At 40.4% G+C, this 23,875-nt stretch carries 17 protein-coding genes and 1 pseudogene; 6 read left to right on the forward strand and 12 right to left on the reverse strand.

Annotated elements, in window-relative coordinates:
* The first annotated feature begins 2 nt into the window (after window positions 1-2).
* Window positions 3-1,445 carry a tetratricopeptide repeat-containing sulfotransferase family protein gene (locus tag ACFI4Z_RS12695; RefSeq protein WP_462670985.1) on the forward strand — a complete coding sequence of 481 codons (1,443 nt, stop codon included), beginning with the start codon at window positions 3-5 and terminating at the stop codon, window positions 1,443-1,445.
* Here the strand turns inward: ACFI4Z_RS12695 and ACFI4Z_RS12700 are convergent.
* A complete protein-coding gene (locus tag ACFI4Z_RS12700) occupies window positions 1,423-2,322 on the reverse strand; it encodes an alpha/beta fold hydrolase (protein ID WP_462670905.1) in 900 nt (299 codons plus the stop codon). The two genes, ACFI4Z_RS12695 and ACFI4Z_RS12700, sit on opposite strands and share 23 nt — an antisense overlap.
* Window positions 2,323-2,463: 141 nt before the next feature.
* On the opposite strand from ACFI4Z_RS12700, the gene rlmF reads away from it, so the two are divergent.
* Window positions 2,464-3,396 (forward strand): 23S rRNA (adenine(1618)-N(6))-methyltransferase RlmF, encoded by a 933-nt coding sequence (gene rlmF / locus ACFI4Z_RS12705; RefSeq protein WP_462670906.1) that lies wholly within the window; start codon window positions 2,464-2,466, stop codon window positions 3,394-3,396.
* A 22-nt stretch (window positions 3,397-3,418) separates the two neighbouring features.
* The gene (ltaE, locus tag ACFI4Z_RS12710; protein WP_462670907.1) at window positions 3,419-4,426 is read left to right on the forward strand and encodes a low-specificity L-threonine aldolase; all 1,008 of its coding nucleotides are present in this window, start codon (window positions 3,419-3,421) and stop codon (window positions 4,424-4,426) included.
* Here ltaE and ACFI4Z_RS12715 read toward each other — a convergent pair.
* From ACFI4Z_RS12715 to ACFI4Z_RS12760, 10 genes are all read right to left on the reverse strand, one after another.
* Complete coding sequence (locus ACFI4Z_RS12715; RefSeq protein WP_099296984.1) at window positions 4,409-4,993, reverse strand: thymidine kinase; 585 nt, start codon at window positions 4,991-4,993, stop codon at window positions 4,409-4,411. The genes ltaE and ACFI4Z_RS12715 overlap by 18 nt on opposite strands.
* 122 nt (window positions 4,994-5,115) lie before the next feature.
* On the reverse strand, window positions 5,116-5,607 hold the full coding sequence (locus ACFI4Z_RS12720) for a methylated-DNA--[protein]-cysteine S-methyltransferase (RefSeq protein WP_462670908.1): 492 nt from the start codon (window positions 5,605-5,607) through the stop codon (window positions 5,116-5,118).
* Window positions 5,604-6,965 (reverse strand): DNA-3-methyladenine glycosylase 2 family protein, encoded by a 1,362-nt coding sequence (locus ACFI4Z_RS12725; protein ID WP_462670909.1) that lies wholly within the window; start codon window positions 6,963-6,965, stop codon window positions 5,604-5,606. The genes ACFI4Z_RS12720 and ACFI4Z_RS12725 overlap by 4 nt, the downstream gene beginning before the upstream one ends.
* Window positions 6,966-7,048: 83 nt before the next feature.
* Window positions 7,049-7,657 (reverse strand): superoxide dismutase, encoded by a 609-nt coding sequence (locus ACFI4Z_RS12730; RefSeq protein WP_462670910.1) that lies wholly within the window; start codon window positions 7,655-7,657, stop codon window positions 7,049-7,051.
* A 31-nt stretch (window positions 7,658-7,688) separates the two neighbouring features.
* Window positions 7,689-8,195, reverse strand: coding sequence for a hypothetical protein (locus tag ACFI4Z_RS12735; protein ID WP_462670911.1), 507 nt, complete (start codon window positions 8,193-8,195; stop codon window positions 7,689-7,691).
* A gap of 87 nt (window positions 8,196-8,282) precedes the next feature.
* Entirely contained in the window at window positions 8,283-8,774 is a 492-nt protein-coding gene (locus ACFI4Z_RS12740) for an N-acetyltransferase family protein (RefSeq protein ID WP_462670912.1), read from the reverse strand.
* Complete coding sequence (locus ACFI4Z_RS12745) at window positions 8,775-13,511, reverse strand: PAS domain-containing protein (protein ID WP_462670913.1); 4,737 nt, start codon at window positions 13,509-13,511, stop codon at window positions 8,775-8,777.
* A 176-nt stretch (window positions 13,512-13,687) separates the two neighbouring features.
* Window positions 13,688-16,819, reverse strand: coding sequence for an efflux RND transporter permease subunit (locus ACFI4Z_RS12750; RefSeq protein WP_462670914.1), 3,132 nt, complete (start codon window positions 16,817-16,819; stop codon window positions 13,688-13,690).
* Between the two features lie 11 nt (window positions 16,820-16,830).
* Window positions 16,831-17,949 (reverse strand): efflux RND transporter periplasmic adaptor subunit, encoded by a 1,119-nt coding sequence (locus tag ACFI4Z_RS12755; protein ID WP_462670915.1) that lies wholly within the window; start codon window positions 17,947-17,949, stop codon window positions 16,831-16,833.
* A 174-nt stretch (window positions 17,950-18,123) separates the two neighbouring features.
* The gene (locus ACFI4Z_RS12760; protein ID WP_462670916.1) at window positions 18,124-18,504 is read right to left on the reverse strand and encodes a hypothetical protein; all 381 of its coding nucleotides are present in this window, start codon (window positions 18,502-18,504) and stop codon (window positions 18,124-18,126) included.
* A gap of 177 nt (window positions 18,505-18,681) precedes the next feature.
* Between ACFI4Z_RS12760 and ACFI4Z_RS12765 the strand changes: the two are divergent.
* Both ACFI4Z_RS12765 and ACFI4Z_RS12770 read left to right on the forward strand, forming a co-directional pair.
* Window positions 18,682-19,535, forward strand: a pseudogene (locus tag ACFI4Z_RS12765) (cation diffusion facilitator family transporter).
* A 108-nt stretch (window positions 19,536-19,643) separates the two neighbouring features.
* Window positions 19,644-20,714 (forward strand): PepSY-associated TM helix domain-containing protein, encoded by a 1,071-nt coding sequence (locus ACFI4Z_RS12770; protein ID WP_462670917.1) that lies wholly within the window; start codon window positions 19,644-19,646, stop codon window positions 20,712-20,714.
* A 23-nt stretch (window positions 20,715-20,737) separates the two neighbouring features.
* On the opposite strand, the gene ACFI4Z_RS12775 is transcribed toward ACFI4Z_RS12770, so the two are convergent.
* Complete coding sequence (locus ACFI4Z_RS12775) at window positions 20,738-21,262, reverse strand: hypothetical protein (protein ID WP_462670918.1); 525 nt, start codon at window positions 21,260-21,262, stop codon at window positions 20,738-20,740.
* Between the two features lie 382 nt (window positions 21,263-21,644).
* Here ACFI4Z_RS12775 and ACFI4Z_RS12780 point away from each other — a divergent pair, with 382 nt between their 5' ends.
* Window positions 21,645-23,783 (forward strand): TonB-dependent receptor, encoded by a 2,139-nt coding sequence (locus ACFI4Z_RS12780; RefSeq protein ID WP_462670919.1) that lies wholly within the window; start codon window positions 21,645-21,647, stop codon window positions 23,781-23,783.
* Window positions 23,784-23,875 lie beyond the last annotated feature (92 nt).

Below are 23,875 nucleotides of genomic sequence, written 5' to 3' on the forward strand. Positions count from 1 at the left end.
GCATGCTACTTAAAAAAGCCAATGAACTTTTAGCACAAAACAAATTAAAAGACGCTGAATTTCATTATAAAACAATACTAAAAACCGATCCTCAAAACGGCAGCGCCTTATTTGGTTTAGGCCGAATAGCACTTCGTTTAGAGCGTTTTGATGCAGCCGTTTATCTTTTGCAAAGAGCGTGTGAACGCTTGCCAAATATGCTCGAGCCACTGCATGCACTAGCAGATGCATTCAACGGTGTGAACTCTCCTGATGATGCATTAACAGTATTAGAGTATGCAAAATCTTTGGCAAGCCACAACCCTGATCCACACTACTACCTTGCACAGCATTACCTAACCCATGGTGAATTAGATAAAGCCCACACTACATTTGCCCAAGCACTGAGTATCGGACTTTACCCTGTCACAGCCTACATTCTATATGAACTTGTGCAATTAGGTCGCTTTGATAAACAACACAATTACATCAGTAATTTGCATCATTTGCTAACGCAAACAAATAACCTACGGCTGAAAATGGTGTGTTATTACGCACTCGCTAAAAGTTATGACAAGCTTGATGATATCGACCAAGCTGCAAATTATTATACCCTCGCTAATAAGCAACAGTTTCAATTAACTGATTTTAAAACGCAGCAGTTGAGTGGCTTTTATGAGGCATTGATTGAAAATCATCCCCCTTCAATTTTTACTGATATAGATAAAAACTTTACCGGCTCCGTGACTCCTGTGTTTATTGTTGGCATGCCACGCAGCGGTTCAACATTATTAGAGCAGATTATTGCCAGTCACAGTGAGTGTGCCAGCATTGGTGAGGATATAACAATCAGCAGAGATGTTGTGCCATTTATTGAGCATAAAACACAACTTTCATACCCAGCCTGTGTAATGGCATTGACGCCTACAATAATAGAACAAGCTCGCGATATTTATACACAAAGGTTAAAGCAGGCTAAACCTATTCGCCAATTTATGATTAATAAATTACCCGCAAATTATCAATCAATGGGGTTAATAAAACTGCTTTACCCAAATGCAATATTTATTGATATGCAACGTAACTTTGACGCAACGGCGTGGTCGGTATATAGCAATTATTTTGCAGAAAATGAGCCTTACTTTTGTTCATTACCAGAGTTCAAAACATACTATGGTTTGTATCAATCGCTGATGGAACATTGGCATCGCTCTTTTTCACATTCCATACTTACAGTACAATACGAAGAGCTTGTGAATGAGCCTGAAGCACAGCTCAAAACCGTGTTTGACTTTTTGGGCTGTGAGTTTGAACCCACCTGCCTAAACTTTTATAAGTCCAAAAAACCCGTTACAACACTCAGTAAAAGTGCTGTACGTGAGCCCATTAATACCAAAGCAACGGCACAGTACAAACGCTTTGAGAAAACGTTGCAGACCTTACTTAATGAGCCGCAAACCAATTGAGCAAATCAGTAAACTGATCTTGTTTTGCACTTGGGTGAGTTAGCATATTAATGTGATCATAATCATGTTGATGACCATGCTTGCGCCCATAAATTTGCAGTGATTGTTTGCCTTTGCCTGACTCATCCATAAACTTTTGGATATCAATTGGCTGAGCCAGCGCTTTATCTTTTACACCCGCAATATGCAAAGTAGGCGGTAAGTGCATATTACTAACCACTTTTGCATAGTCAAAGCCATCATCAGAATCTACCCAGGGTCGTCTTTTGGCCCATTGCATACTTTGATAATGCGATTTTTGCGTTTCATCGTCACTGCCCCACTTTAATTTTTTTGCGGGCAAGTAGCCGTATTTCTTAGCTAAAATAGGTGCTAAAAAGTACCAAATAACATTACCTTGGAAATATTTTTTGGGGTGATGATTATATAAAGAACGTTTAGTACCAAAATATGCACACGCTTTTACATCATTTATATAATTTGGGTAACGCGCGAAAACACTATTCATCAATACGCCTCCCCACGAATGAGCAACCCAATAAGCCGGTGCTTCCCCTTCTAACTCTTTAATTTTAGCGACAAATGCGGGAATATCTTCGGTTATTGCCTCTGTTTGCCCATATTGAGCCTGAGATGAAATAGCTGGGCGGCTCTCTCCCCTTCCTCGTAAGTCGCCGACGTAGCAGACATATCCTTGCTCAGCTAAATAAGGCGCTAAGCCTTTATTACTGTGAGTGTAAAATATTTTGCCGTTTTCAACAGCGCCGTGAACAAACAATACAGCCGGACCTGATTTAGCTGCATTATAAATGCGCCTTAAATGCAATGTTTGCTGTTCGTTGAGCTTAATAAATACAGATTCTTGGGTTACAGACATAGTCACATACCGTGTTATTATTTTATCCTTTTCATACAACTCATCCTACCAGTATTTAAAAAATATAACACCGCTAATTTTACAGCACTTTTGCAATCAAAATGATAAACTACATGCTTGTTCTCTCTGCAAATAGTACCCATGAAATCTGCGCCTAAAAAAACAAAACTTCATCCTCGTAATCGCCATAACCAAGGATATGACTTTGCGCTTTTAACACACAATGAGCCTGCACTATCCCCTTACTTAGTTGAAACACCTTCAGGTCAAAATAGTATCGACTTTAGTGACAACAAAGCAGTTAAAACGCTCAATCAAGCTCTATTAAAAAGCTATTATAATGTTAATTTCTGGGACCTACCGGCGCATAACCTGTGCCCACCAATACCTGGTCGTGTCGATTATATACACTACCTCGCTGATTTAATTGCAGATGATAATAACGGCGTGATCCCTACAGGAAAACAAGTAAAAGTTTTAGATATTGGTACTGGCGCCAGTTTAGTTTACCCGCTTACAGGCAGTGCTGAGTATAATTGGGCATTTACAGGCACAGACATTGACCCCGTTTCAGTTAAACTAGCAAAGCAGCTAGCGCAATTTAATAACCGCAAAATAAGTATTAAATTACAAAATAATCCTAAACACATTTTTCATGATGTCATTAACGCTAAAGATTTATTTCATTTAACACTGTGCAACCCGCCTTTTCATGCAAATGAGCAAGCAGCATCACAGGGCAGCGAACGCAAATGGCGTAACCTTGGCAAAGCCCCTAAATCAACGCTCAATTTTGGTGGCCAAAATAATGAACTTTGGTGTGAAGGCGGCGAAGTACAATTTATATCAACGATGATCAACGAAAGTGCTGATTTTTCAGAGCAATGTTTGTGGTTTACCTCTTTGGTATCAAAGAAAGAATCCCTAACAGCTTTACAGAAAATATTAAGCCAGCATCCAGTGGCCGATGTTAAAGTAATCGACATGGCTCAGGGGCAAAAAGTAAGCCGTTTTTTAGCGTGGTCTTACTTTGATAAATCAACACGCGAAGAAATATGCCAAACATTAAGCTAAAGCAACGATAAGGAACTTAACAATGATCGACTTTCGTTCAGACACGGTAACCCAACCTTGTGATGCAATGCGCCAAACTATGAACAATGCCCCACTAGGTGATGATGTTTATGGCGATGATCCCAGTGTCAACGCACTTGAAAATTACGCCGCGCAAAAACACGGATTTGCCAATGCATTATTTTGTAGTTCAGGCACTCAGGCCAACTTATTAGCCTTAATGGCACATTGTGAACGTGGGGATGAATATATATGCGGCCAACGTGCCCATAACTATAAGTTCGAAGGCGGTGGCGCTGCTGTTCTTGGCTCAATTCAACCTCAACCTATCGAAAACGAAGCCGATGGCAGCCTGTGCTTAAACAAAGTAAAAGCGGCGATTAAGGCTGATGATTTTCACTTTGCTAAAACCAAATTAGTCAGCCTTGAGAATACCATTGGTGGCCAAGTTCTCTCTCTTGAATACCTTAACGAGGCGCGTGAGTTTGTAGACGAGCATAACCTTGCGCTGCATCTAGACGGCGCAAGAGTGTATAATGCAGCGGCTAAACTGGGCGTCGATATTACATGCATAACGAACCACTTCGATTCAGTATCTGTGTGTTTGTCTAAAGGGCTTGGCGCGCCTGTGGGCTCGGTGCTGCTTGGCAGCGAATCACTTATTGCTAAAGCACGCCGTTGGCGTAAAGTACTTGGTGGTGGTATGCGCCAAGCAGGTATGCTCGCAGCGGCTGGACAGTATGCGCTTGAACACAACACAAAGCGCTTAGCCGATGATCATGACAATGCTCAGTATTTAGCTACGCAACTCAATACTCTGAGCGGTTTTAATGTCGCACTTAGCACAGTTGAAACAAATATCGTTTATGCTCATGTCGATAATGAGATTGACCTAACGGCTATCAGTCAACGCTTAGCAACTCAAAGTATATTGTTTTCGCCCGGTGCACCGCTTCGTTTAGTGACACACTTGGGTATCACTAAAGAATCCATCGATACATTTATACAGGCATTAACGGCTGAGATTTAACGCCGCTTTGTAATGTTTGCGGCAAACCGAAACATATCGGTCATTGCCGCCGATTTCAACTTGATTACCATCAGCAATCGCTTGACCATTTTCATCTGTACGCAGCACATGGTTTGCTTTTCGGCCACAATGACACACGGTTTTAAGTTCGATTAATTTATCAGCCCAGGCCAATAAATATTGTGAGCCAATAAAAAGCTCCCCCCTAAAGTCATTACGCAACCCATAGCACAACACAGGAATACCCAGCTCATCAACCACATCCGTTAATTGTAAAACCTGCTCTTTTGATAAAAACTGACTCTCATCGACTAAAACACAATGGCGTTTTAGCTCAGTATTGAGGCTTTTTATCAATTCAAATACATCTTTATCTGCATCAAAAATATGCGCGTCAGCTTGCAGCCCTATACGTGACGACACTTTACCCACTCCAGCCCTATCATCAATAGCTGCTGTTAATATCACAGGCTCCATGCCTCTTTCACGATAATTAAATGCCGATTGAAGTAATGTGGTTGATTTACCTGCATTCATTGCAGAGTAATAAAAATACAGCTGAGCCATTTAATTACCTTGAACTGAAATCCAAAAAAAGAGCGAGTATGCTAGCGCATATTCGCTCTTTCATCACCTTTTATATGTCACCTTAAACAAAACCTGTTGTTAATTGGCTTTTTGAAGTCTCGTTAATTAAGCAATATGCCTTCGTGTTTTAATAGCCACTGTTTACGCTCTAGCCCACCAGCATAACCGGTTAATTTTCCACTGGCGCCGATAATACGATGACACGGAACGATAATACTGATTGGATTTTTGCCATTTGCAGCGCCAACGGCTCTGACAGCTTTAGGGTTATTTAATGCAATTGCGATATCACTATAGCTTTGCGTTTTCCCATAAGGCACTGCTATTAACGCTTGCCAAACAGCTTGTTGAAACTCGGTGCCTTGGGTATCCAAACTTAATGAAAAACTCTGTCGTTGTTTATTAAAATATTGCTCGAGTTGCTTGGCACATTCAATAATATGAAGGTTAGTAACTTGCTCAATACTTGTTTCAGGGTATTGAGTGGGTGGATAAAAACCAACATAACTCACACCTTTGGTGGTTGCTTGAATAATGACATTATCAAGCGGGCTCATTATCTGCGTTTGAATAGTGTGTGGTGTTGTATTCATATAAGTTGTTGCCATAGTTGAAAAGTTAAATAACTACGAAATGGTGAACATGCCCCGCTCTCAAAAGCTGAGGCATTTGCTTGCGCTTTTTTAACACCTAAATCACCATCAAGTAAAATGTCTGGCTGACTTTGCCCCCGTAACTTAGCGTAATTAACCGTCCACGGGCCGATACCTTTTAATGCCAGCCATTGATCTAAGTCCGTACAATGCGGATGTTGCTGGCAAAAGCTAGCTAAGTTAATCAATGCATTTTTACGCGCCTGCGGCATTTTAAAAAAGCTCAATTCACTGGTAGCTACCGCTGAGGGTGTAGGGAAATAAGTACACGCTTGGTCTTTTTCACCTAACTCACTAACTAATTGCGAGACTAAGTTATGGGCAGCAGTCACGCTAACTTGCTGCCCTAACACTGCCCGCATTCCTGCTTCAAAAGCAGACCAAATACCCGGTAAGCGTAAGCCCTCCGTCAACTTAAAAGCGCCGTGAACATGGGTTTTCAAATGTTGTTCTATCAAAGCAGTATCTGCATCTAAATCAAGTACACGGCGTATATTGGTCAATATAGGATGCAAAAAGCGGGGATCACTTATGTCTATTTCCACTGAAAAATAATGCTTATCTTTTACAAATGTGGCCGTAAACTGACCATGGTATTGCTCAGTCTTAAAACTACGGCCATAGCTAATGTCGGATAACCACTCAATCGGTGCAATCAACCTTTTTGCTAAAAATTGCTGTAATGCTAACCAATTATAAGGCGGCCTAAAAGGCAACTTTAGCGTTATTTTGCTGGTATTAGGCTTAGACTTGGTGCGCATTTTACTCGGGCAAATATGTAATTGCTGCAAAAACGCATCGTTAAAACGTCGAATACTATTAAACCCCGATGCAAAAGCAATATCAGCAATAGGTAAACTGGTTTCTTGTAACAACCTTTTGGCAAAATGGCATTGATTAAATATACGATATTGCGTTATTGAAATACCAAAGTGTTGACTAAATAAACGCCGAAGGTATCGGCTGGTTACACCTAATCGCTCTGCTAATTGTTCGCAACTTTGCGGCTCGCTAAAGTTACTGTCAATAAGCTGTTTCGCACGCAGTGCCGTGGTTTTTACGCCTTGCCACGCGCTACTGCCTGGCGCACTGTCGGGTCTACAACGAATACAAGGCCTAAAACCAGCGAGTGCCGCACTGTGAGCATACTGAAAATACTCTACGTTATGTTCTTTTGCGGTTGGGGCGGGACATATAGGCCGACAATAAATGCCAGTGCTTTTCACTGCAATAAAAAACAGCCCATCAAAACGATGATCACGACTTTGACGGGCACGTTGCCAATGGCTGGTATCCATAAATTAAAGCTCAAACTAACTGCGACTAACAACTAGCTTACGCGAAAAAACTTAGTTTACTAGCCGTTTTCGGCACTCAACCCTTAAATTGCAGCAAGGAAGCGACGCTGCACTTCGTCCCAATTAATAACATTATAAAACGCTGCAATGTATTCAGGCCGACGATTTTGATATTTCAAATAATATGCATGTTCCCACACATCTAGTGCTAATATGGGCGTATTGCCTTCCATTAAAGGGCTGTCTTGATTCAAGCTGCTCTGAACCACTAGTTCTTTGTTTGCATTAACACATAACCACGCCCAACCACTGCCAAAGCGGCTTACAGCTGCATTGGTAAATTGCGCTTTAAAACTATTAAAATCAGTAAACGCACTATCAATTGCCCGAGCCAATTCGCCTTGCGGTTCGCCTCCCCCATCAGGGCTCATAATAGTCCAAAATAATGAATGGTTGTTATGACCACCAACATGCTCTTGCACCGCTTTTTGTAATGACTCTGGTAGTGTGTGTATTTTTCGTAATAACGTTTCTGTGTCTTGCTCCGCGTAATGAGTCCCTTCAAGCGCAGCATTAGCTTTATTTATATAGGTTTGGTGATGCAATGTATGATGTATTTCCATAGTTTTAGCATCAATATGAGGCTCCAATGCATCGTATTCATAAGGTAATGGGGGCAGTGTATATGCCATGATTACTCCTTTAAGGCCTGTGGTTAATTGATCAATGCACGGTTGCTGTTTGATCAGATGAATAACTTAATGTGTAATTTATTTGTTCAATCAAATGTGGGTGATTGCTGTGCATCTGAGCAAATTGGACAAGTTCTAAATAGGTTTTATGGTGATGATGTACCACCACAGCTCGGACCGAATTACATGGATGCTCAATAAGGTGGCTCAAAGTAAGGTGTACATTGCATAACCATTTACAAGCCTGTTCACATTGATTCATAGCACGGTAGGTATCGGCTAGGTTATGGGCTGCAACCACCAATGCCGGACAGCAATGTTCAATTGCACCGATAACCGACTGGCAAACTTTTGCTCGACTAAACTGGCTTAATAGATGCTCTGCAAGGGTGTGGGCTGTGGTGTATTTATCTCTTGCTTCAAGTAAAGCACCGCGTTCAAAGGCATAGTTGCCCGCCATTATATTGGATTGCCAAGGAGTCAGTGCTTGATCGACTTGAGGTAAGTCTAACTTGTCATTAAGTTGAGGGCGTGACATTAAATCACCTGCACAAAATTATATTGATGCGTTTAATTTACACAGCAACACAACTTAATGCAAATGATTTTTATTTATATTGTTATTTCATCTTTCAGCAAAGTCGACGAGGTCTTTTCCAGTCAAACGATAGATAATCCATTCATCTTGCGGTTTTGCATTAATACTATTATAAAAATCAATAGCGGGTTTATTCCAATCTAAAACAACCCATTCAAAACGGCCACAATCTTTACTGATCGCCTGACGAGCTAAGTGTTTCATTATAAGCTTACCGGCCCCTTTACCTCTACTATCTGGGCTTACGTACAAATCTTCTAAATACAAACCGTTTTTACCAAGCCAGGTAGAGTAGTTATAAAAGTACACGGCAAAGCCAATGGCTTCATCACCGTCTAAACAAATAATGCTGTGTGCTGTTGCCCCTTCACTAAACAAGGTTTTTAAAATTGCTTGCTCATCAGTTTTTACTGCATCAGGTTCTTTTTCATAAATGGCAAGTTCGTTAATAAAGTGCAAAATGGTTGCTGCATCTGATGGTTGTGCATCTCTAATTGTGATTGTCTGTGTGTTATTCATTTAAAATTGCTCGAGTTTCTCTTTTAATATATCTAATTGAATTGGTTTGGCTAAATAATCATTCATACCGGTGGCTAAACAGTAATCGCGATCGGTATCCATGGCATTAGCCGTCAGCGCAATAATGGTAATATCTTGATGTTTATAACCGGCTTCACCTGCGCGAATCGCGCGAGTGGCATCAAACCCATCCATTATAGGCATTTGGCAATCCATCAATACCAAAGCAAAATGGTCGCCGGGCACCTTTGCTAATATAGACAATGCTTGTTGCCCATTTACTGCCAAAGTGACTTGATAGTTTAGCTTACTTAACATTAGCTTAGCGACTTGTTGATTGATTGGGTTATCTTCCACTAGCAGGATGTGATTATTCTTCTTTATACTGCGTAACGATGAAATGTAGCTTGAAGTAACAAGCGGTAGATCAGTTTCATCGCTGTTATTTGCGATCACTGCCATCGTAGAAATAAGATCCGCCGTTGTGATAGGTTTAGGAAAGTATGCCTGAAAACCGGCATCATTGTAGCGCTGCGCCCCTTCCATGCCCGCTATACTGGTCATCATCACTAATGGCATAGCCTTAAATGCTTCATCTGCTTTTAATATTCGACATAATTCGATGCCATCAATGTCAGGCATTTGCATATCAAGGACTGCAATATCATAAAGCGGTAAATTGTCACTAACACGACTTTTGCATAAACGAATAGCTTGATTTGCATCGCAGGCAAGCTCAACTTTTGCTCCCCAGTGTTCTAATTGCTGGCTGATCACTATCCGGTTTGTTTCATTGTCATCAACCACTAGAATACTCAGCTGTTCCATATCGATACGAGGAATACTTTGTTGAGTTTCAATTCCTGGTAGTAACATAACACTAGCGGTAAACTCACTGCCTTTACCGACTTTACTGGTAACACTCACTGAGCCCCCCATAAGCTCACAAAGTTGCTTACAGATAGCGAGACCAAGACCTGAACCGCCATATTCACGAGTTGTTGAGGCATCGACTTGCGAAAATGGGCTAAATAAGTCTTTTTGTTTGGCACTATCAATTCCTATCCCTGAGTCTTTAACCGAAATAGTTAATTGATACTGCTCATCTAAACGTGCTAGATTGGCGGTTATGACAACCTCGCCTTGTTGGGTAAACTTAACAGCATTACTGATTAAGTTTGTCAGCACTTGACGGATCCGCCCTGGATCGCCTCTAAGATCAGCAGGAACCACACCAACAACATCAAGAATAATCTCTATGTTCTTTTCTTGCGCCCGCAAAGCTTGCGATTCAGCCACTTGGCCTAATAAATCACACGCATTAAAGTTAATGCTCTCTAGCTCGATTTTTCCTGCTTCTACTTTAGAAAAGTCTAAAATGTCGTTGATCACCGACAACAAAGAATGAGCGCTATTTTTCGCAATCGAGACCTTCGTTTGTACTGGCTTGTTTAACGGCTCCAGCTCAATTAGTTCTAACATCCCTAAAACACCGTTCATTGGTGTACGAATTTCATGACTCATGGTTGCCAAAAATTGGCTTTTCGCCAATGCAGCATCATTCGCTTTTGCCAGTGCAACTTTTAATTCTTCAGCGGTTTCTTTTTGGTTTTGCGACATTAATACACTGCCAACAAGGGTAGCAAGTGAACGTAAATAAGTTTCTTCGTTCTGACTCCAAGCTCGGTATTCCCCCACACTCTCAGCACAAAGTACACCCAAAATCCCATCACCTGTAGAGATTACGGCATCGAGCATCGACTTAATATTTAAAGGCGAAGTGTAATCTTTAATAAACTCAACCGTAGCGGGGTGGGTATTAACATTGTTAATGGCTAATAAGCCTTGGGCAAAAATCGTTTTAAAATAACTTGGGTATTCATCAACTTTTAACACAAAGCTTTGCTGCTGCACGCCTTCTTCGGCACTGTATAAACTCATGCAGTGCATTTCTTGATTATTCGAATCAAACAACCACACTGATGCTCGTTGTACATTCAGTACTTCGCACATGGATTGCGCAACTAAATCTTTTACTTTACTAAAATTACCAGAGAGTATTTGCGGTGATACCGTTAGGCTAGCTAAGTTTTTGTTGTACTGATTTGCTTTAATACTCTCTAATTCAAGGCGTTTATACGTATCAACATTTTGAAAAGAGCCGTAAACACGAATACATTTACCCTCTGAAAACTCAGCTTGCCCTATTGACTTAACCCAACGTTCTTTACCTGTTTTAGTGATTATAATCAGTTCGACTTCCCAACTTTGCCCATCTGCAACGGCCTTTTCAAATAGCTCACTAATTTTATCTCGGTGCATTCCTTCTTTGTAAAAATCAAGCGCTTGTTCAATTTTAGGTTGATAATCATCTGACACTTCATGAATTGCTTTAACTTCTTCTGACCAATAGATTTTTGCACGCTCTAAATCAACTTCCCAAGCACCGATTTTCCCTTGTTTACTCATGGTTTCAAGTAGGCTTTGCTGACGATACAACTGCGATTGGGTATTATATTGCTCGGTAATATCTAAAATGAATCCATCAAGGTAGAGTACATTCGAAGCATCATCAAACACTGCTTGGCCCTTTTCATGTACCCAGTGCGTGCTTGAGTCCGATGCAATTAACCGGTATTCAATAGACCAAGGCTGCTGTAACGCTACTTGCTTGGCAATTTCTTGTTCAACTTTAGTGGTATCATCTGGATGAATTAACTGAGCAAATTCAAGGTGATAGTTATGAACCAAATCATGAGGTTCATAGCCTGTAATCGTTTTTGTTTGGTCACTCATGTAAAGCATGGTCCATTGCTCGTCATATTTGCAGCGATAGACAATGCCCGGGATATTTTCAACCAGCGATGCAAACCTATCCCGCCCTTGTTGTAATTGGGTTTCGATCTCTTTACGCTCGGTAATGTCTAAATGGGTACCGATCATACGTTTTGGCGTACCATCCGTATTCCATTCAACAACACGGCCGGTATCTAAAATCCAGATCCACTGACCATTTTTATGCTTCATTCTCGACTCAGCAGCATAGTAATCAGTATGGCCACAAAAGTGCTCCGTCAGCTTTTGCTCTGACACTATAAGGTCATCTGGGTGGGCATTGTCTTGCCAAGTATTAATATCGGTTGGCTCGAGCTCCGCTAACGTGTAACCAATTATTTCAGCCCATCGATTGTTAAAGTAAACCTTATCGGTGTCTATATACCAATCCCACACCCCTACAGCGGTGCTGTCGAGTACAAGTTGCAATTGGGTTTTGTGTTGCTCAAGTTCAATTTCTTGATGCTTTAATGCGGTAATATCGGTGCGTACGGCAATATAACTTTGCGCGTGCCCCTGTTCATCAAAAAAAGGTAAAATGGTGGTATCGACCCAATAATAAGCGCCATTTTTAGCTTTATTACATATTTGCCCATGCCACACTTTGCCTTGTTTTAAAGTTTTATACATTCCTTTAAAAAAGCTTTTATTGTGTCTGCCTGAATTCAGCATACGGTGATTTTGCCCCAGCAACTCATCTTCACTGTAACCACTAATTTCACACAATTTATTATTAACAAATGTAATACTGCCTTTGATGTCAGTAATAGCCACAATGGCGTGCTCATCTAAAGCATTTTTTTGTTCAGTTAATTGTTTTAAAGCATGTTTTAGGGCATCACTTTGTTGTTGTAGACGCGCTTGTTGTTGCTCTTTACTGTTAACTAGCAACTCAAGATCGATAGATAACTGATGTAGTTCAGCACTATCAGTTAAAATTGGCACATGATCTTGAGTTCCATTCGTTATGTTTTCTGTGGCTTTAGCTAGTTGCACTAATGGCCGTGATAATCGCCGTGCAAACCACAGCGACAATATTAAAATACTCACCAGTGCTATGCTGCTTGTTATTACTGCCATTCGTTTATACTGCCTTGCACTTAACAACATGACATCACTTGGCTTTTCAACAAGTAGTTGCCAGCCTTTCGCATCAGCAAAATTAAGATCAGTTAAAATGGCATAATATAATTCATTGTTATTTTTAGAATAAGTAAATACTCCCTGATGTATTTCAGGGCTTTCATTGCCTGCAATGAAGCTCAAAGATTGATTTTTTCCTTGAATAACTCGGTCTTTAACAAGGTAAAAGTTTAAGCTGGGGTTTGCTTCATGAATACTTTCTAGACTCGTCAACAGCCCCTGAAAATTAACTGTAACCAAAACAATGGAGGTTAATCTTTGTTGTTCATCGTGAATTGCTACACCAATAAAATGCTGTGCTACTGGCTCTGAGCTGGAAATAAATACGTTTCTTTCACCTTGTTCTAACTTAGCCAGCATGGCGATAAGTTGATCTTGATTTAACTGACTAAATTGCCCTTTAGTTCGTGGACTAGGCGTATTTTGAGGATCAAACAATATATGAATATTATCAACGAACTTGTATCGTGCGATAAATTTATCAATAAACAATTGTTTTTGAAGCTGATTGTGCTGGAGTTGATCGCTTAATAAATAAATATCTTTAACATGATCAGTAAACCATATATCAGCAAATTGCTTACCGATATGGCTTAACTCTTTAAGCTCTACTTCAGCATTTTGTTCTAAAGACTGGGTAACATGGTTAAAACTAAACCAAGAAAGCAAACATAAAGGCACTAATGAAATAATAATAAATGTAACTATCAACTTACTGCGGATAGATTGGCCTTTATAATTACTCTGATTTTTTTGCATTGTTATTTTTAACCAAAAACTTTTCCATCTATATCTTACTAATAATGCACTAAATAACACAGGACGCAAGTTTATGCGCCTTGTGTTATGAATTGCACTCTCACTTTACAACCTGTTTTATAAGTCGTTCAATGCATTGTAAATTTTACTCTCAGCCTGTTAGCCCTGTGACTAAGCTAGCGATGCTGTGTTTTATACTGACGGCTAAATTTTGGATATAACACAGGTAAAACAAAGAGTGTCAAAAATGTTGCCGTGAATAAACCGCCTACAATTACCGTTGCCAATGGCTTTTGGATTTCAGTACCAATGCCAGTTGATAGTAACATAGGGATCAAACCAAGTGCTGAGGTTAATGCCGTCATCAGTACGGGTCGTAATCGCGATAATGCGCCATTAAATGCAGCGGTATCTAAACTATCACCGCTTTTCACACGGTTATTTATACTCTCAACCATAACCACTCCGTTGAGTACCGCTACCCCAAACAAGGTAATAAAACCGACTGAACTGGGAACTGATAAATATTGGCCTGATACGTACAGTGCAATCACACCACCGATCACAGCTAATGGCACATTTACTAGAATAAGCATAGCTTGGCCTATTGAGCCAAATGCAAAATAAAGCAACAGTGCGATTAACGCTAAAGAGATAGGTACCACGATTGATAAACGCTGTTGAGCTCGTTGTTGGTTTTCAAACTGGCCGCCAATACTTATGCCATAACCTGCTGGTAAATCGACTTGCTCAGTAATCGCAGCTCGTATATCTGCAACCACAGAGCCCATATCGCGCCCTTGAACATTGGCTTGGATCACCACTCGGCGCTGTACATCGTCACGGCGTACTTGTGGTGGGCCAGATTCAATATTAACCGTTGCCACATCGCCAACTCTAACCAATGCACCAGTCGGTGATGATAAGCGTAAATCTGCAATGGCTTCAGGGCTGTCACGAAACTCAGCGCCAATGCGAACATATATATCATAACGCTCATTGGCATTAATAATTTGCCCTGCTGCTGTGCCGCCAATACCATGTTGAACAATGGTCATTAAATCACCCACCGATAACCCATAGCGAGAAAGCGCTAAGCGGTTTGGTTTGATCACTAATTGTGCCTCACCGGCGATTTGCTCCATTGCCACATCTTTTGCGCCAGCTACACCTTTTACAGCTTGTTCAATAGCTTGACCTTTACTGACCAACACAGCTAAATCAGCACCAAACAGCTTAATCGCCAACTGCGCTTTTACCCCAGACAATAACTCATCCACTCGCGTGGCTATCGGCTGTGAAAAGTTAAATAATAAGCCTGGAAATTGCTCTAGTTTTGTTTCCATTAACACTTGCAGTTGGGAGCGGTTGTCAGCAGATTGCCACTCACTTACGGGTTTTAAGCCTAAGTATATTTCAATATTATTGACTGGCTCTGGATCGCCACCTACTTCAGGGCGACCAACACGACTCAACGCATAGTCGACTTCTGGAAACTCAAGCAATATTGCTTCAAGTTTTGGTGCAACCGCCAATGCCGTATCTAAACTGGCAGACGGCGCCAAAGTTACTCGTAAATTAATGGTGCCCTCCTCAAGCTCTGGCACAAACTCGGTGCCTAACTGTGGCAATAACACGCCCGCAATTACCACCAGCACACCCGCTATACCAATCACTGTTTTACACACATTCATTGCCCAGCCCAAACACAGCTTATAAGCTTTATCTAAAGGCGCTAGCACCACACTGCGTCTCAACGTGACGCCATTGCCAAATAAGTACACCGCTAATGCTGGCACAATCACCAACGCAACAATAACAGCCGCAATAATTGCTAACATTATACTGATTGCCATAGGCTGAAACAGCTTAGCTTCAACGCCTTCAAAGCTAAACAATGGCATAAATACCACTAAGATGATCAACGCTGCAAAGAATACCGGGCGGGCAACTTCTTGAGCAGCTAGCTTTATGCGCTCAACATTACTATGCGATTTAGTGCTTGGCTGCGTTAAATGACGAAAGATATTTTCTACCATTACCACCGAGCCATCGACTAACATACCGATCGCAACAGCAATCCCGCCCAATGACATTAAATTTGCAGAAAGCCCAAACCACGCCATCACACACAGTGCTAAGCCAATTGAAATTGGGATCGATAATAAAACCAATAATGTAGCTCTCAGATTCATTAAAAATAATGCCAACACCACCACAATAAACACAAATGCCAACAACAACGCATCAACAACCGTATTGACCGCTTTGGTGATCAGATCAGCTTGGTCGTACAAAGGCTCAAATGTCACACCATCAGGTAATGCTTGATTAATTAATTGAATACGCGAGGTTATGCCATCAATGGTTTGTTTCGTATTAGCGCCAATACGCTTTAACACCACGCCTGTTACCACTTCACCTAGAGAAGTAATATTACCTTGTGCATCTTTAACACTCATGGTTGCCGCACCTTGGCGGATTTCGCTGCCTAATGACACCTCAGCCACATCAGCAATAGTAACAACGGTGCCACTAATGGTTTTCAGCGGCGTTTGCGCAATTTCTTGTAACCCCGGTTTGCCCGCATTAAACCAGCCAGTACCTCGGATCACCAATTGTTCTTGGCCGCGATTCATATACCAGCCACCCACATTGGTGTTATTTTCTTCAAGTGCGCTCACGACTTGCTGCTGATCTAATTGATAAGCAAGTAACTTATTTGGGTTGAGGTTAACTTGATATTGACGAACATCACCACCAAACGACAGTACTTCTGTTACGCCATCAACAGGTAAAATGAGTAGTTTTACGATCCAATCGTTTAAGCTACGCAGCGCCATACTATCAAGCCCAGACTCAGGAGATGCCGCCAATAAGTATTGATACACTTGGCCAAGCCCTGACGTGTTCGGTCCCATTTCTGGCAAGCCAATTCCTTCTGGGATAAGCTCTTTAGCCGCTTGCAGACGTTCAAACACAAGTTGCCGCGCAAAATAAATATCCACCCCTTCTTTGAACACCACCGTTACGCCAGATAAGCCTGTTTTTGAAATCGACCTAACTTGGTCGACATCGGGTAACGCATACATAACCGCTTCAATGGGATAGGTGATAAGTTGCTCAACTTCAACGGCAGCTAAACCTGGCGCTTCTGTATTAATCGCAACTTGTACATTGGTTACATCAGGAAACGCATCTAAATTCAATTTAGGGATCGCAATAGCGCTTATCGCAGCAACCACGCAAAGCGCTAAAAAAACCAGTAATCGATTGCCGATAGCAGCATTAACTATTTTATTAAACATACTCGTCGCTCCTAATGGTTATGCGGATCGAAGCTGCCTTTGGCTTGCTCTGATGCAACAAAAAAAGCGCCTTGTGTGACGATGCGAGTTCCTTCTGCTATCCCTCTAATTTCTTGCAAGCCAACAAACTTAACCCCGAGCTCGACCTCTTTTTCTACAAATTCTTCATTGTCATTAACGGTAAATACAGCCCAGTCACCATCTTTGGTTCTTACCAAAGCTTGCTGCGGCACAGCTAAAAATTGCTCTGTTGTTGGAAACGAAAAATAAACATCGCTAAACATACCTGGGTGAAGTTGATGCTGTTCATTAGCGACATTTAACCTGACAACTCTAGAGCGAGTCACTTGATTGATAGTGTGCGCCTCTTGCGAGACCGTTGCAGGATAGTGTTTTGAATTAACCTTAATTTGTACGATGGCCCCTTTAGCAATTTTTACAGTTTGATTCGCTGATAACTGCGCTTCTACCCACAAATTACTTTCATCTGCAATCAACATTAACTCAACCCCCGAATCAACACGTTGGCCTTGAGCAAAATTATCACTCAAAATTGCGCCAGAAGTTTGTGCGTACAACGTATATTCACCAAGTTTATTAGGTGGAGTATTTATTGACTGCTCAATATCTTTACTTATCAAACCATACGCTGCCAATTGGCTATAAGCGACTTCATACTCAGCCTGCGCGGTTAAGTAATCTTTTTCACTCACAGTACCCGATGACATCTTTTTTAAGCGTTGCCACTGTGCTTGTGCTAGTCGATAGTTCGTTTGTGCAGTGGCAACATCAGCGCTAAATAGGGTTATTAAAGGAGCATCTTTTTCTATATGCTGACCTAAAGTAGCGTGACGCTTGACAACAATTGAATCGACCCGTGGTGACAATAAATAACTCGTGTACCCGTTTGCTTTAATTTCTCCCGGCGCATATATCTGAGAGTGATAAAACTGTTTTGTGAGTGGAGCTATTTTGATATCTGCTAGAGTCATTTGCGTAGGGGTTAAACTAAGCCCTATCTTTTGCTGCTCGGTGACGTGTGGTTCGCTTTCATCATGTTGATGCTGCTCATTTAGCGCCGATTGAATAGAAACACTTAAAATAAGCGCGCTAAGGTAAAAAAACTTCATAATGCAATTCCCATAAACTAAGAATCTATCGCTGATTTAAAAGCATACAAACCAGTCTTCTTCGCTTAATACATATACAATGTATGACTTAGCGTTAAGACAAGCTAATACAGACTTTTAAAGCGTTAATTAATTCTCAAACTAATAAATTAATAGCCAAAAGGCTAAACAGTGTTAACTTATTAATGAAAGGATGGGAGGGCGTAAGTCAGGCACGATTAAACGTGAGTTGAGGCGAATATCAGAGAGTTTTATTGTCTCATATTCAATTGCAGAAACGGGGTAGTGCCATAAAGTGCTGAAATATACGGGCACATGACAAACATGACAATGACTGTCCTCAAGCGCATCAGATAAATCTGCGCTAAGCTGTTTATGCTCGCTTTGATGAAGGATATGATCGCCATTACTAGTGCAGTGTTTATCTAATTCAGATTGCTGCTGTAAAATAGAAGAAGTCTGTTTAATAGCACCGTTATAATCAGCTACGTCAAAGCTATCCAACATAGGTTGGAGTAACATAAAGGCTAATAATAACACCACTGAATGCTTCAAATAAATTACCTTAGTAAACGGATCGACTAAACAATAACAGATCTTATTTAAACAACAAAGCCTCTTTACCGCCATCAGGTTTTTCTTATATGGTCAGGCAATCGCTCATTCCCCCCCTAGGTTTAATTAGAACCTCATGTTATAAACTTAACTTTAGAGTAATAAGCAGGAACTGTAATGGGACACAGTCATGATCACAGCGCTGAAAATAACAATAAAAGTGACTACCAATTAGCTTTTGCTGTTTTTATTAATGTACTCCTTACAGCTGCACAAGTTGTAGGAGGAATTTTTTCGGGCAGCTTATCCCTCATTGCTGATGCATTGCATAACTTAAGTGATGCAGCGGCAATTTTCATTGCTTTAATCGCACGAAAAATAGGGAATAAAATAGCAGATGATAACTACCATTTTGGCTATAAACGTGCAGAGATTTTAGCCACATTACTAAATAGTACAACGCTTATCGTCATCGGTGGCTTTTAATTATTGAAGCCATAAAGAGTTATTTTAACCCCACCCCGATTGATGGTTGGATTGTAGTGTGGATTGCAGCAATTGCGTTAATAATTGATTTGGCAACAGCAGTGCTTACCTACTTTGCTGGGGCAAAAAAAAGTATCAATATTCGAGCGGCTTTTATTCATAATGTTTCAGATGCAATGGCTTCGGTGGTGGTTATTGTTGCCGGTACCCTCATCATACTTTATCAATGGTATATAGTAGATTTGCTAGCAACAATATTGATAACTGCTTATGTGATTTATCATGGCGTAATTTTACTTATGCAAAGTTGTCGAATTCTGATGCAAGCAGCCCCCGCTGACTTCGAACGCCAAAACATAATATCAAATTTAAATAGTGAGTTTTCATTAAGCAAAGTACTTAGTTTAAAGGCATGGCAATCTGATGATAATACAACACACTGTGAACTAGTCATTTGCGCTGACAAAACCCCAGACTTAGATGCTATAAAATCCTATTTACACAATAACTTTGCTATTGAGTACTGTATTATCGAAATAAGATAATCACAGCTCTTTAAAATGTATTTAATTAGCCAGTTCGATAGAATTGAAAATGCATCGTACTATCATTTATACTCGCTCATCTTTATTTAACAAACTATAGGTGAGCAGTTGAAGCTGTGGTTACGTCGTACTCATTTAATACTGACTTTGATCAGTGGGTTATTTTTAATATGTTTGAGCGTGACGGGTGCATTATTAATTTATGCTAAGGACATTCAACGCCTAATCAACCCTGATTTTTGGACAGTGACTCCCGAAAAAACCACAATCGCCTACCCAGCTCTTATCAATACGATTGAAGTTCACACTAAGCAAAAAGTCACCATGCTTATGCCTGAGCAACAACCACAATTTGCTTGGCAAATACAACTGTCTAACAAACAATATGTAAGCGTAAACCCTTATAACGCTGATATCCTTCTAAAATATGATTATTATTCAACCACCTATGGTTTCACCATGGCTCTGCATCGTTGGTTACTTTATGAAGATAGTGATGGTCAAAAGCCACTTAAAAATTGGGTTTCTATATGTGCATTGATTTTCATCATAAACATGCTCATTGGCGTATATCTATGGATAAAACCTAAAAACCGCATAAGGCGGCTTGTCATTAAACCTAAAGCCAAATTACGAATTTTGCTGTATCAGTTGCACACAGTACTGGGCGTTTATTTATTTTTAGTGTTAATTTTAATAGCGTTCACAGGAATGGCGTTTAATTTTAAAGATGAAACAAAAGCAGTACTTGAGTTCACTACGCAAAACACTGTTGAAGGTCGGCCAACAGCACCAACTTTAACGGTACCAAAGAATATTAACCGTGATCAATTCGCAGTTGCGCTAGAAAATGGTTTATCAGCGTTTCCAAAAGGAGTACTTTTTCGTATTTATTTACCAAAAGAACCACATGACGCAATTGCTTTACGAATTAAAAATCCTTATGAGAGTGACGCCTACAGCTGGGTATGGGTCAATCAATACACAGGTCAAGTGCTTCAAAAGTATGACGCATCAAAAGCTAACTTTACAACACAAGCCTGGAACTTTAAGTATAAATTTCATATAGGTGATTTTGCAGGTTCATTGCTACAAGCACTGTGGTTGCTGCTTGCATTATTGCCACTGTTGTTTTCGATTTCAGGTATCTATTTTTGGTATAAGCGGCATTATCGTTAATACCGCTTATACGCACTGCATACTTACAACGTTGCAGATATCGATGTCACAAAGGGCTTAAGTAATGTTTCTGCTTTTTCAGTTCTTTCACCCGAATCCGTATGAACGATTAGCACCCATTTTCCTGTGCTAGTTGCTTTTCTAACGTTGTTGATCAACGGGTCATGATCTGGACGAATTGACATAAGACCAGCCACTAATAGAGCAATAAAAATAGTCACAGTACTTATACCTGCGTAAGTTTCGAAAACAAAGTTTTGAATAAACCCCACCCCAATAAATAAAAAGGCTGTGCTTATGACTAAGCCTACAACTAAACCAATAACACCAAACACTATGTGGGTTTTGAGTAAGGTTTTACCTATATTTTTATCCTCTGGCTCTACCTTTTCGCCAAAATTGTTATCATGAGGAGCAATAAAATTTATGTTGCTTTGTTCAAATTGCGCATCTTGACTTAAAGTTTCGAATCCCCTGTTAGCCTGTTCTTCACTTTCAAAAACAGCGGCCACTTTAGTCGCATGATCTTCATTACTACTGGTTAGCATGTTTCACCTCCAAGTGAATTAGAGCAACTTTAAATAAAATGACACCGCGACCTAAATAAAATCTCGAAGATTAATTGTAAGCCATTGTTTATGAATAACATTAAAAAAACATTTAAATATCAATAACAGCTAAGTCTTTTTTTAAATTGTCGCTTTACAACAATCTTCAGTCATAACATCAAGTAAATCATACACAATAAGGTAAATGTTGCGTTATGTATCAACCCCGTTGAAATAGTTAAAAGATACTTATCAAACACCTTTAAATGCCAGTAATAAAAACAATTATCATTCATCTTGCCTTTACAGTTCTTTGCATTTACTATACCGCCCATCAAGTTCAGCCTATTAAATACAGTAATAAGAAAATATAAGGATCTTCATGTTTAAAACCTCTCTAACCTTACTGGCACTTGCTGTTAGCAACACAACCTTTGCTGATGACACTCTTAAAAAAGAACAATTAACGGATGAACAAATGGAGCGTATTGTTGTTTCCGGTAGCCGTGTTTTTGAGAGCATTGATGAGGTCCCTGCATCAATTACCGTTATTAATCAAAAGCAGATTGAAGAGCATTTAAAAGTTAACCCTGAACTACAAAGCCTGCTTGCGCAAATGGTGCCGGGCCTCGCGCCTGATACTGGGAGTTCAAGTAACACAGGTCAAACACTGCGCGGCCGCGCTCCACTGGTGATGATTGACGGTGTGCCGCAATCAACACCATTGCGTAATGGTTCTTTAGGCATTAAAACGCTCGACCCAAGTGCCATAAGCAGAATAGAGGTTATCAAAGGCGCAACCTCTATCTACGGCAATGGCGCATCCGGCGGTATTATCAACTACATAACCAAACACGCTAAAAGTAATGATAAAACACAGGGCGAAATCAGCCTATCAAGTCGTTTTAGCGCAGTAAAACTAGAAGAAAGCGCTGGCGCAAGATTGTCAGCTGCCATAAACGGTCGCGCTGACAAATTTAGCTATTTAGTAACGGCAAGCTATGAAGAAAACGGCGTTCAGCGTGATTCGCAAGGCGATATTCTAGGTCTGCAATACGGCTTGTCCGATGCGGTTACAGAAAACTATTTTACAAAACTTGGCTATGATTTTGACGACGAAAAACAGCTACAATTTAGCTATAACTACTTTAGTTCACAGCAAAAAACAGACCTTGGTGATGTAAATGGTGATATGAGTTTAGGTGAAAAAACCTACGCAATTCATGTACCACCAGAATTACAAAAAAAAGGTAAACCACAAGGCCCTGAAGGCAACGAAAATATTACCCTAAAATACACAGATTATGCATTATTTGAAAACACCCAGATGACACTAGATCTCTATATGCAAGATATAGAAAACGTATTTTTCTTCTCACCAAACCTTGCAAATCCTGAGGAAAACTTCGATGGTGGCCAATCAGTCATCAGCTCAGACAAAAAAGGCGCGCGTGCTACATTTAATACACAAGTAGACTTCGACACAATTGAAGCTTCTTTTATTTATGGCATTGATGCATTAAATGATGTCACTTCACAGCCTCTGGTAGATGGCCGTGTTTGGGTTCCTGAGATGGATATGAAAAGCGTTGCTGGATTTCTACAAACTAAATGGGTAATTGCGAATGATCTTATTGTCAAAGCAGGTGTTCGCCAAGAAAGCATTGATTTAAGCGTAGACGATTACCGCACACTCAAACTATGTAAAACGCCAACTCAATGCTCAATACCGATCAATGTTAAAGGTGACACCATTGATTACGACGCTACAACTTATAACTTTGGGATTAAATACAACCTTAGTGAAAAATTCAGCCCGTTTATAAGTTACTCGCAAGGCTCTGATATCTCAGATGTTGGGCGCCTACTTCGCGCTGCAACAGTAAACGATATTGGGCTTATTCAAACCCAGGCTTCAATTATCGATAATTACGAAATTGGCTTTAACTCACAGTTTGAAAACCTACGAATTGAAATCGCAGCCTATCGCAGCACCTCTGAACTTGGCACAACTAATAAATTTAACGAAGTGACTGGTGTGTATGAGCCAGTGCGTGCACCACAAGAAATTTGGGGCTACGAAACGCTAGTAGATTACACAATTGCCTCAAACCTTAAATTACTGGCAACCTATAGTTATGTTGAAGGTAAAAATACCGAAGCGGATGTCTACTTAGGCTCAAAACAAATAAGCCCGCCAAAAGCGACAGCAAACTTAAACTGGCAACCTGATGATAAAACATCACTGACACTGAGTTACCTACATGTTAGCGATAGAAAGCGCTTTGCACCAAATGACGATGGCAAGTATGTTGGCGATCAAGGTCCTGTCAACAGTTACAATATTTTTAACTTAATCGGTCAATACAAATTTGACGATAACTGGCAAGGATTTATAGGCATTGAAAACTTACTCAATGAAGACTACTTCCCTGCCCGCGCTCAGTCATATACATACGGCGGCTATAATATAAAAGGCCTCGGTACAACCGCTACTGTCGGTGTTAAATACCAGTTTTAATACTCTGCTTCTCTAACTCGTTCATTACACAGAGTAAAGAACGAGTTAGATTGGACCTTAAGCAATGCAGCAGAAATATAAATCGTAATCTG

The sequence above is a fragment of the Pseudoalteromonas sp. RWi3 genome (assembly GCF_054960735.1).

What these genes read in the sequence shown, in the direction of transcription:
- ACFI4Z_RS12700 (WP_462670905.1), bottom strand. Translation starts at nt 2,322, where the DNA reads ATGTCTGTAACCCAAGAATCTGTATTTATTAAGCTCAACGAACAGCAA.
- ltaE (WP_462670907.1), top strand. Translation starts at nt 3,419, where the DNA reads ATGATCGACTTTCGTTCAGACACGGTAACCCAACCTTGTGATGCAATG.
- ACFI4Z_RS12725 (WP_462670909.1), bottom strand. Translation starts at nt 6,965, where the DNA reads ATGGATACCAGCCATTGGCAACGTGCCCGTCAAAGTCGTGATCATCGT.
- ACFI4Z_RS12715 (WP_099296984.1), bottom strand. Translation starts at nt 4,993, where the DNA reads ATGGCTCAGCTGTATTTTTATTACTCTGCAATGAATGCAGGTAAATCA.
- ACFI4Z_RS12775 (WP_462670918.1), bottom strand. Translation starts at nt 21,262, where the DNA reads ATGCTAACCAGTAGTAATGAAGATCATGCGACTAAAGTGGCCGCTGTT.
- ACFI4Z_RS12720 (WP_462670908.1), bottom strand. Translation starts at nt 5,607, where the DNA reads ATGAATACAACACCACACACTATTCAAACGCAGATAATGAGCCCGCTT.
- ACFI4Z_RS12745 (WP_462670913.1), bottom strand. Translation starts at nt 13,511, where the DNA reads ATGCAAAAAAATCAGAGTAATTATAAAGGCCAATCTATCCGCAGTAAG.
- ACFI4Z_RS12730 (WP_462670910.1), bottom strand. Translation starts at nt 7,657, where the DNA reads ATGGCATATACACTGCCCCCATTACCTTATGAATACGATGCATTGGAG.
- ACFI4Z_RS12780 (WP_462670919.1), top strand. Translation starts at nt 21,645, where the DNA reads ATGTTTAAAACCTCTCTAACCTTACTGGCACTTGCTGTTAGCAACACA.
- ACFI4Z_RS12695 (WP_462670985.1), top strand. Translation starts at nt 3, where the DNA reads ATGCTACTTAAAAAAGCCAATGAACTTTTAGCACAAAACAAATTAAAA.
- ACFI4Z_RS12735 (WP_462670911.1), bottom strand. Translation starts at nt 8,195, where the DNA reads ATGTCACGCCCTCAACTTAATGACAAGTTAGACTTACCTCAAGTCGAT.
- ACFI4Z_RS12755 (WP_462670915.1), bottom strand. Translation starts at nt 17,949, where the DNA reads ATGAAGTTTTTTTACCTTAGCGCGCTTATTTTAAGTGTTTCTATTCAA.
- rlmF (WP_462670906.1), top strand. Translation starts at nt 2,464, where the DNA reads ATGAAATCTGCGCCTAAAAAAACAAAACTTCATCCTCGTAATCGCCAT.
- ACFI4Z_RS12750 (WP_462670914.1), bottom strand. Translation starts at nt 16,819, where the DNA reads ATGTTTAATAAAATAGTTAATGCTGCTATCGGCAATCGATTACTGGTT.
- ACFI4Z_RS12740 (WP_462670912.1), bottom strand. Translation starts at nt 8,774, where the DNA reads ATGAATAACACACAGACAATCACAATTAGAGATGCACAACCATCAGAT.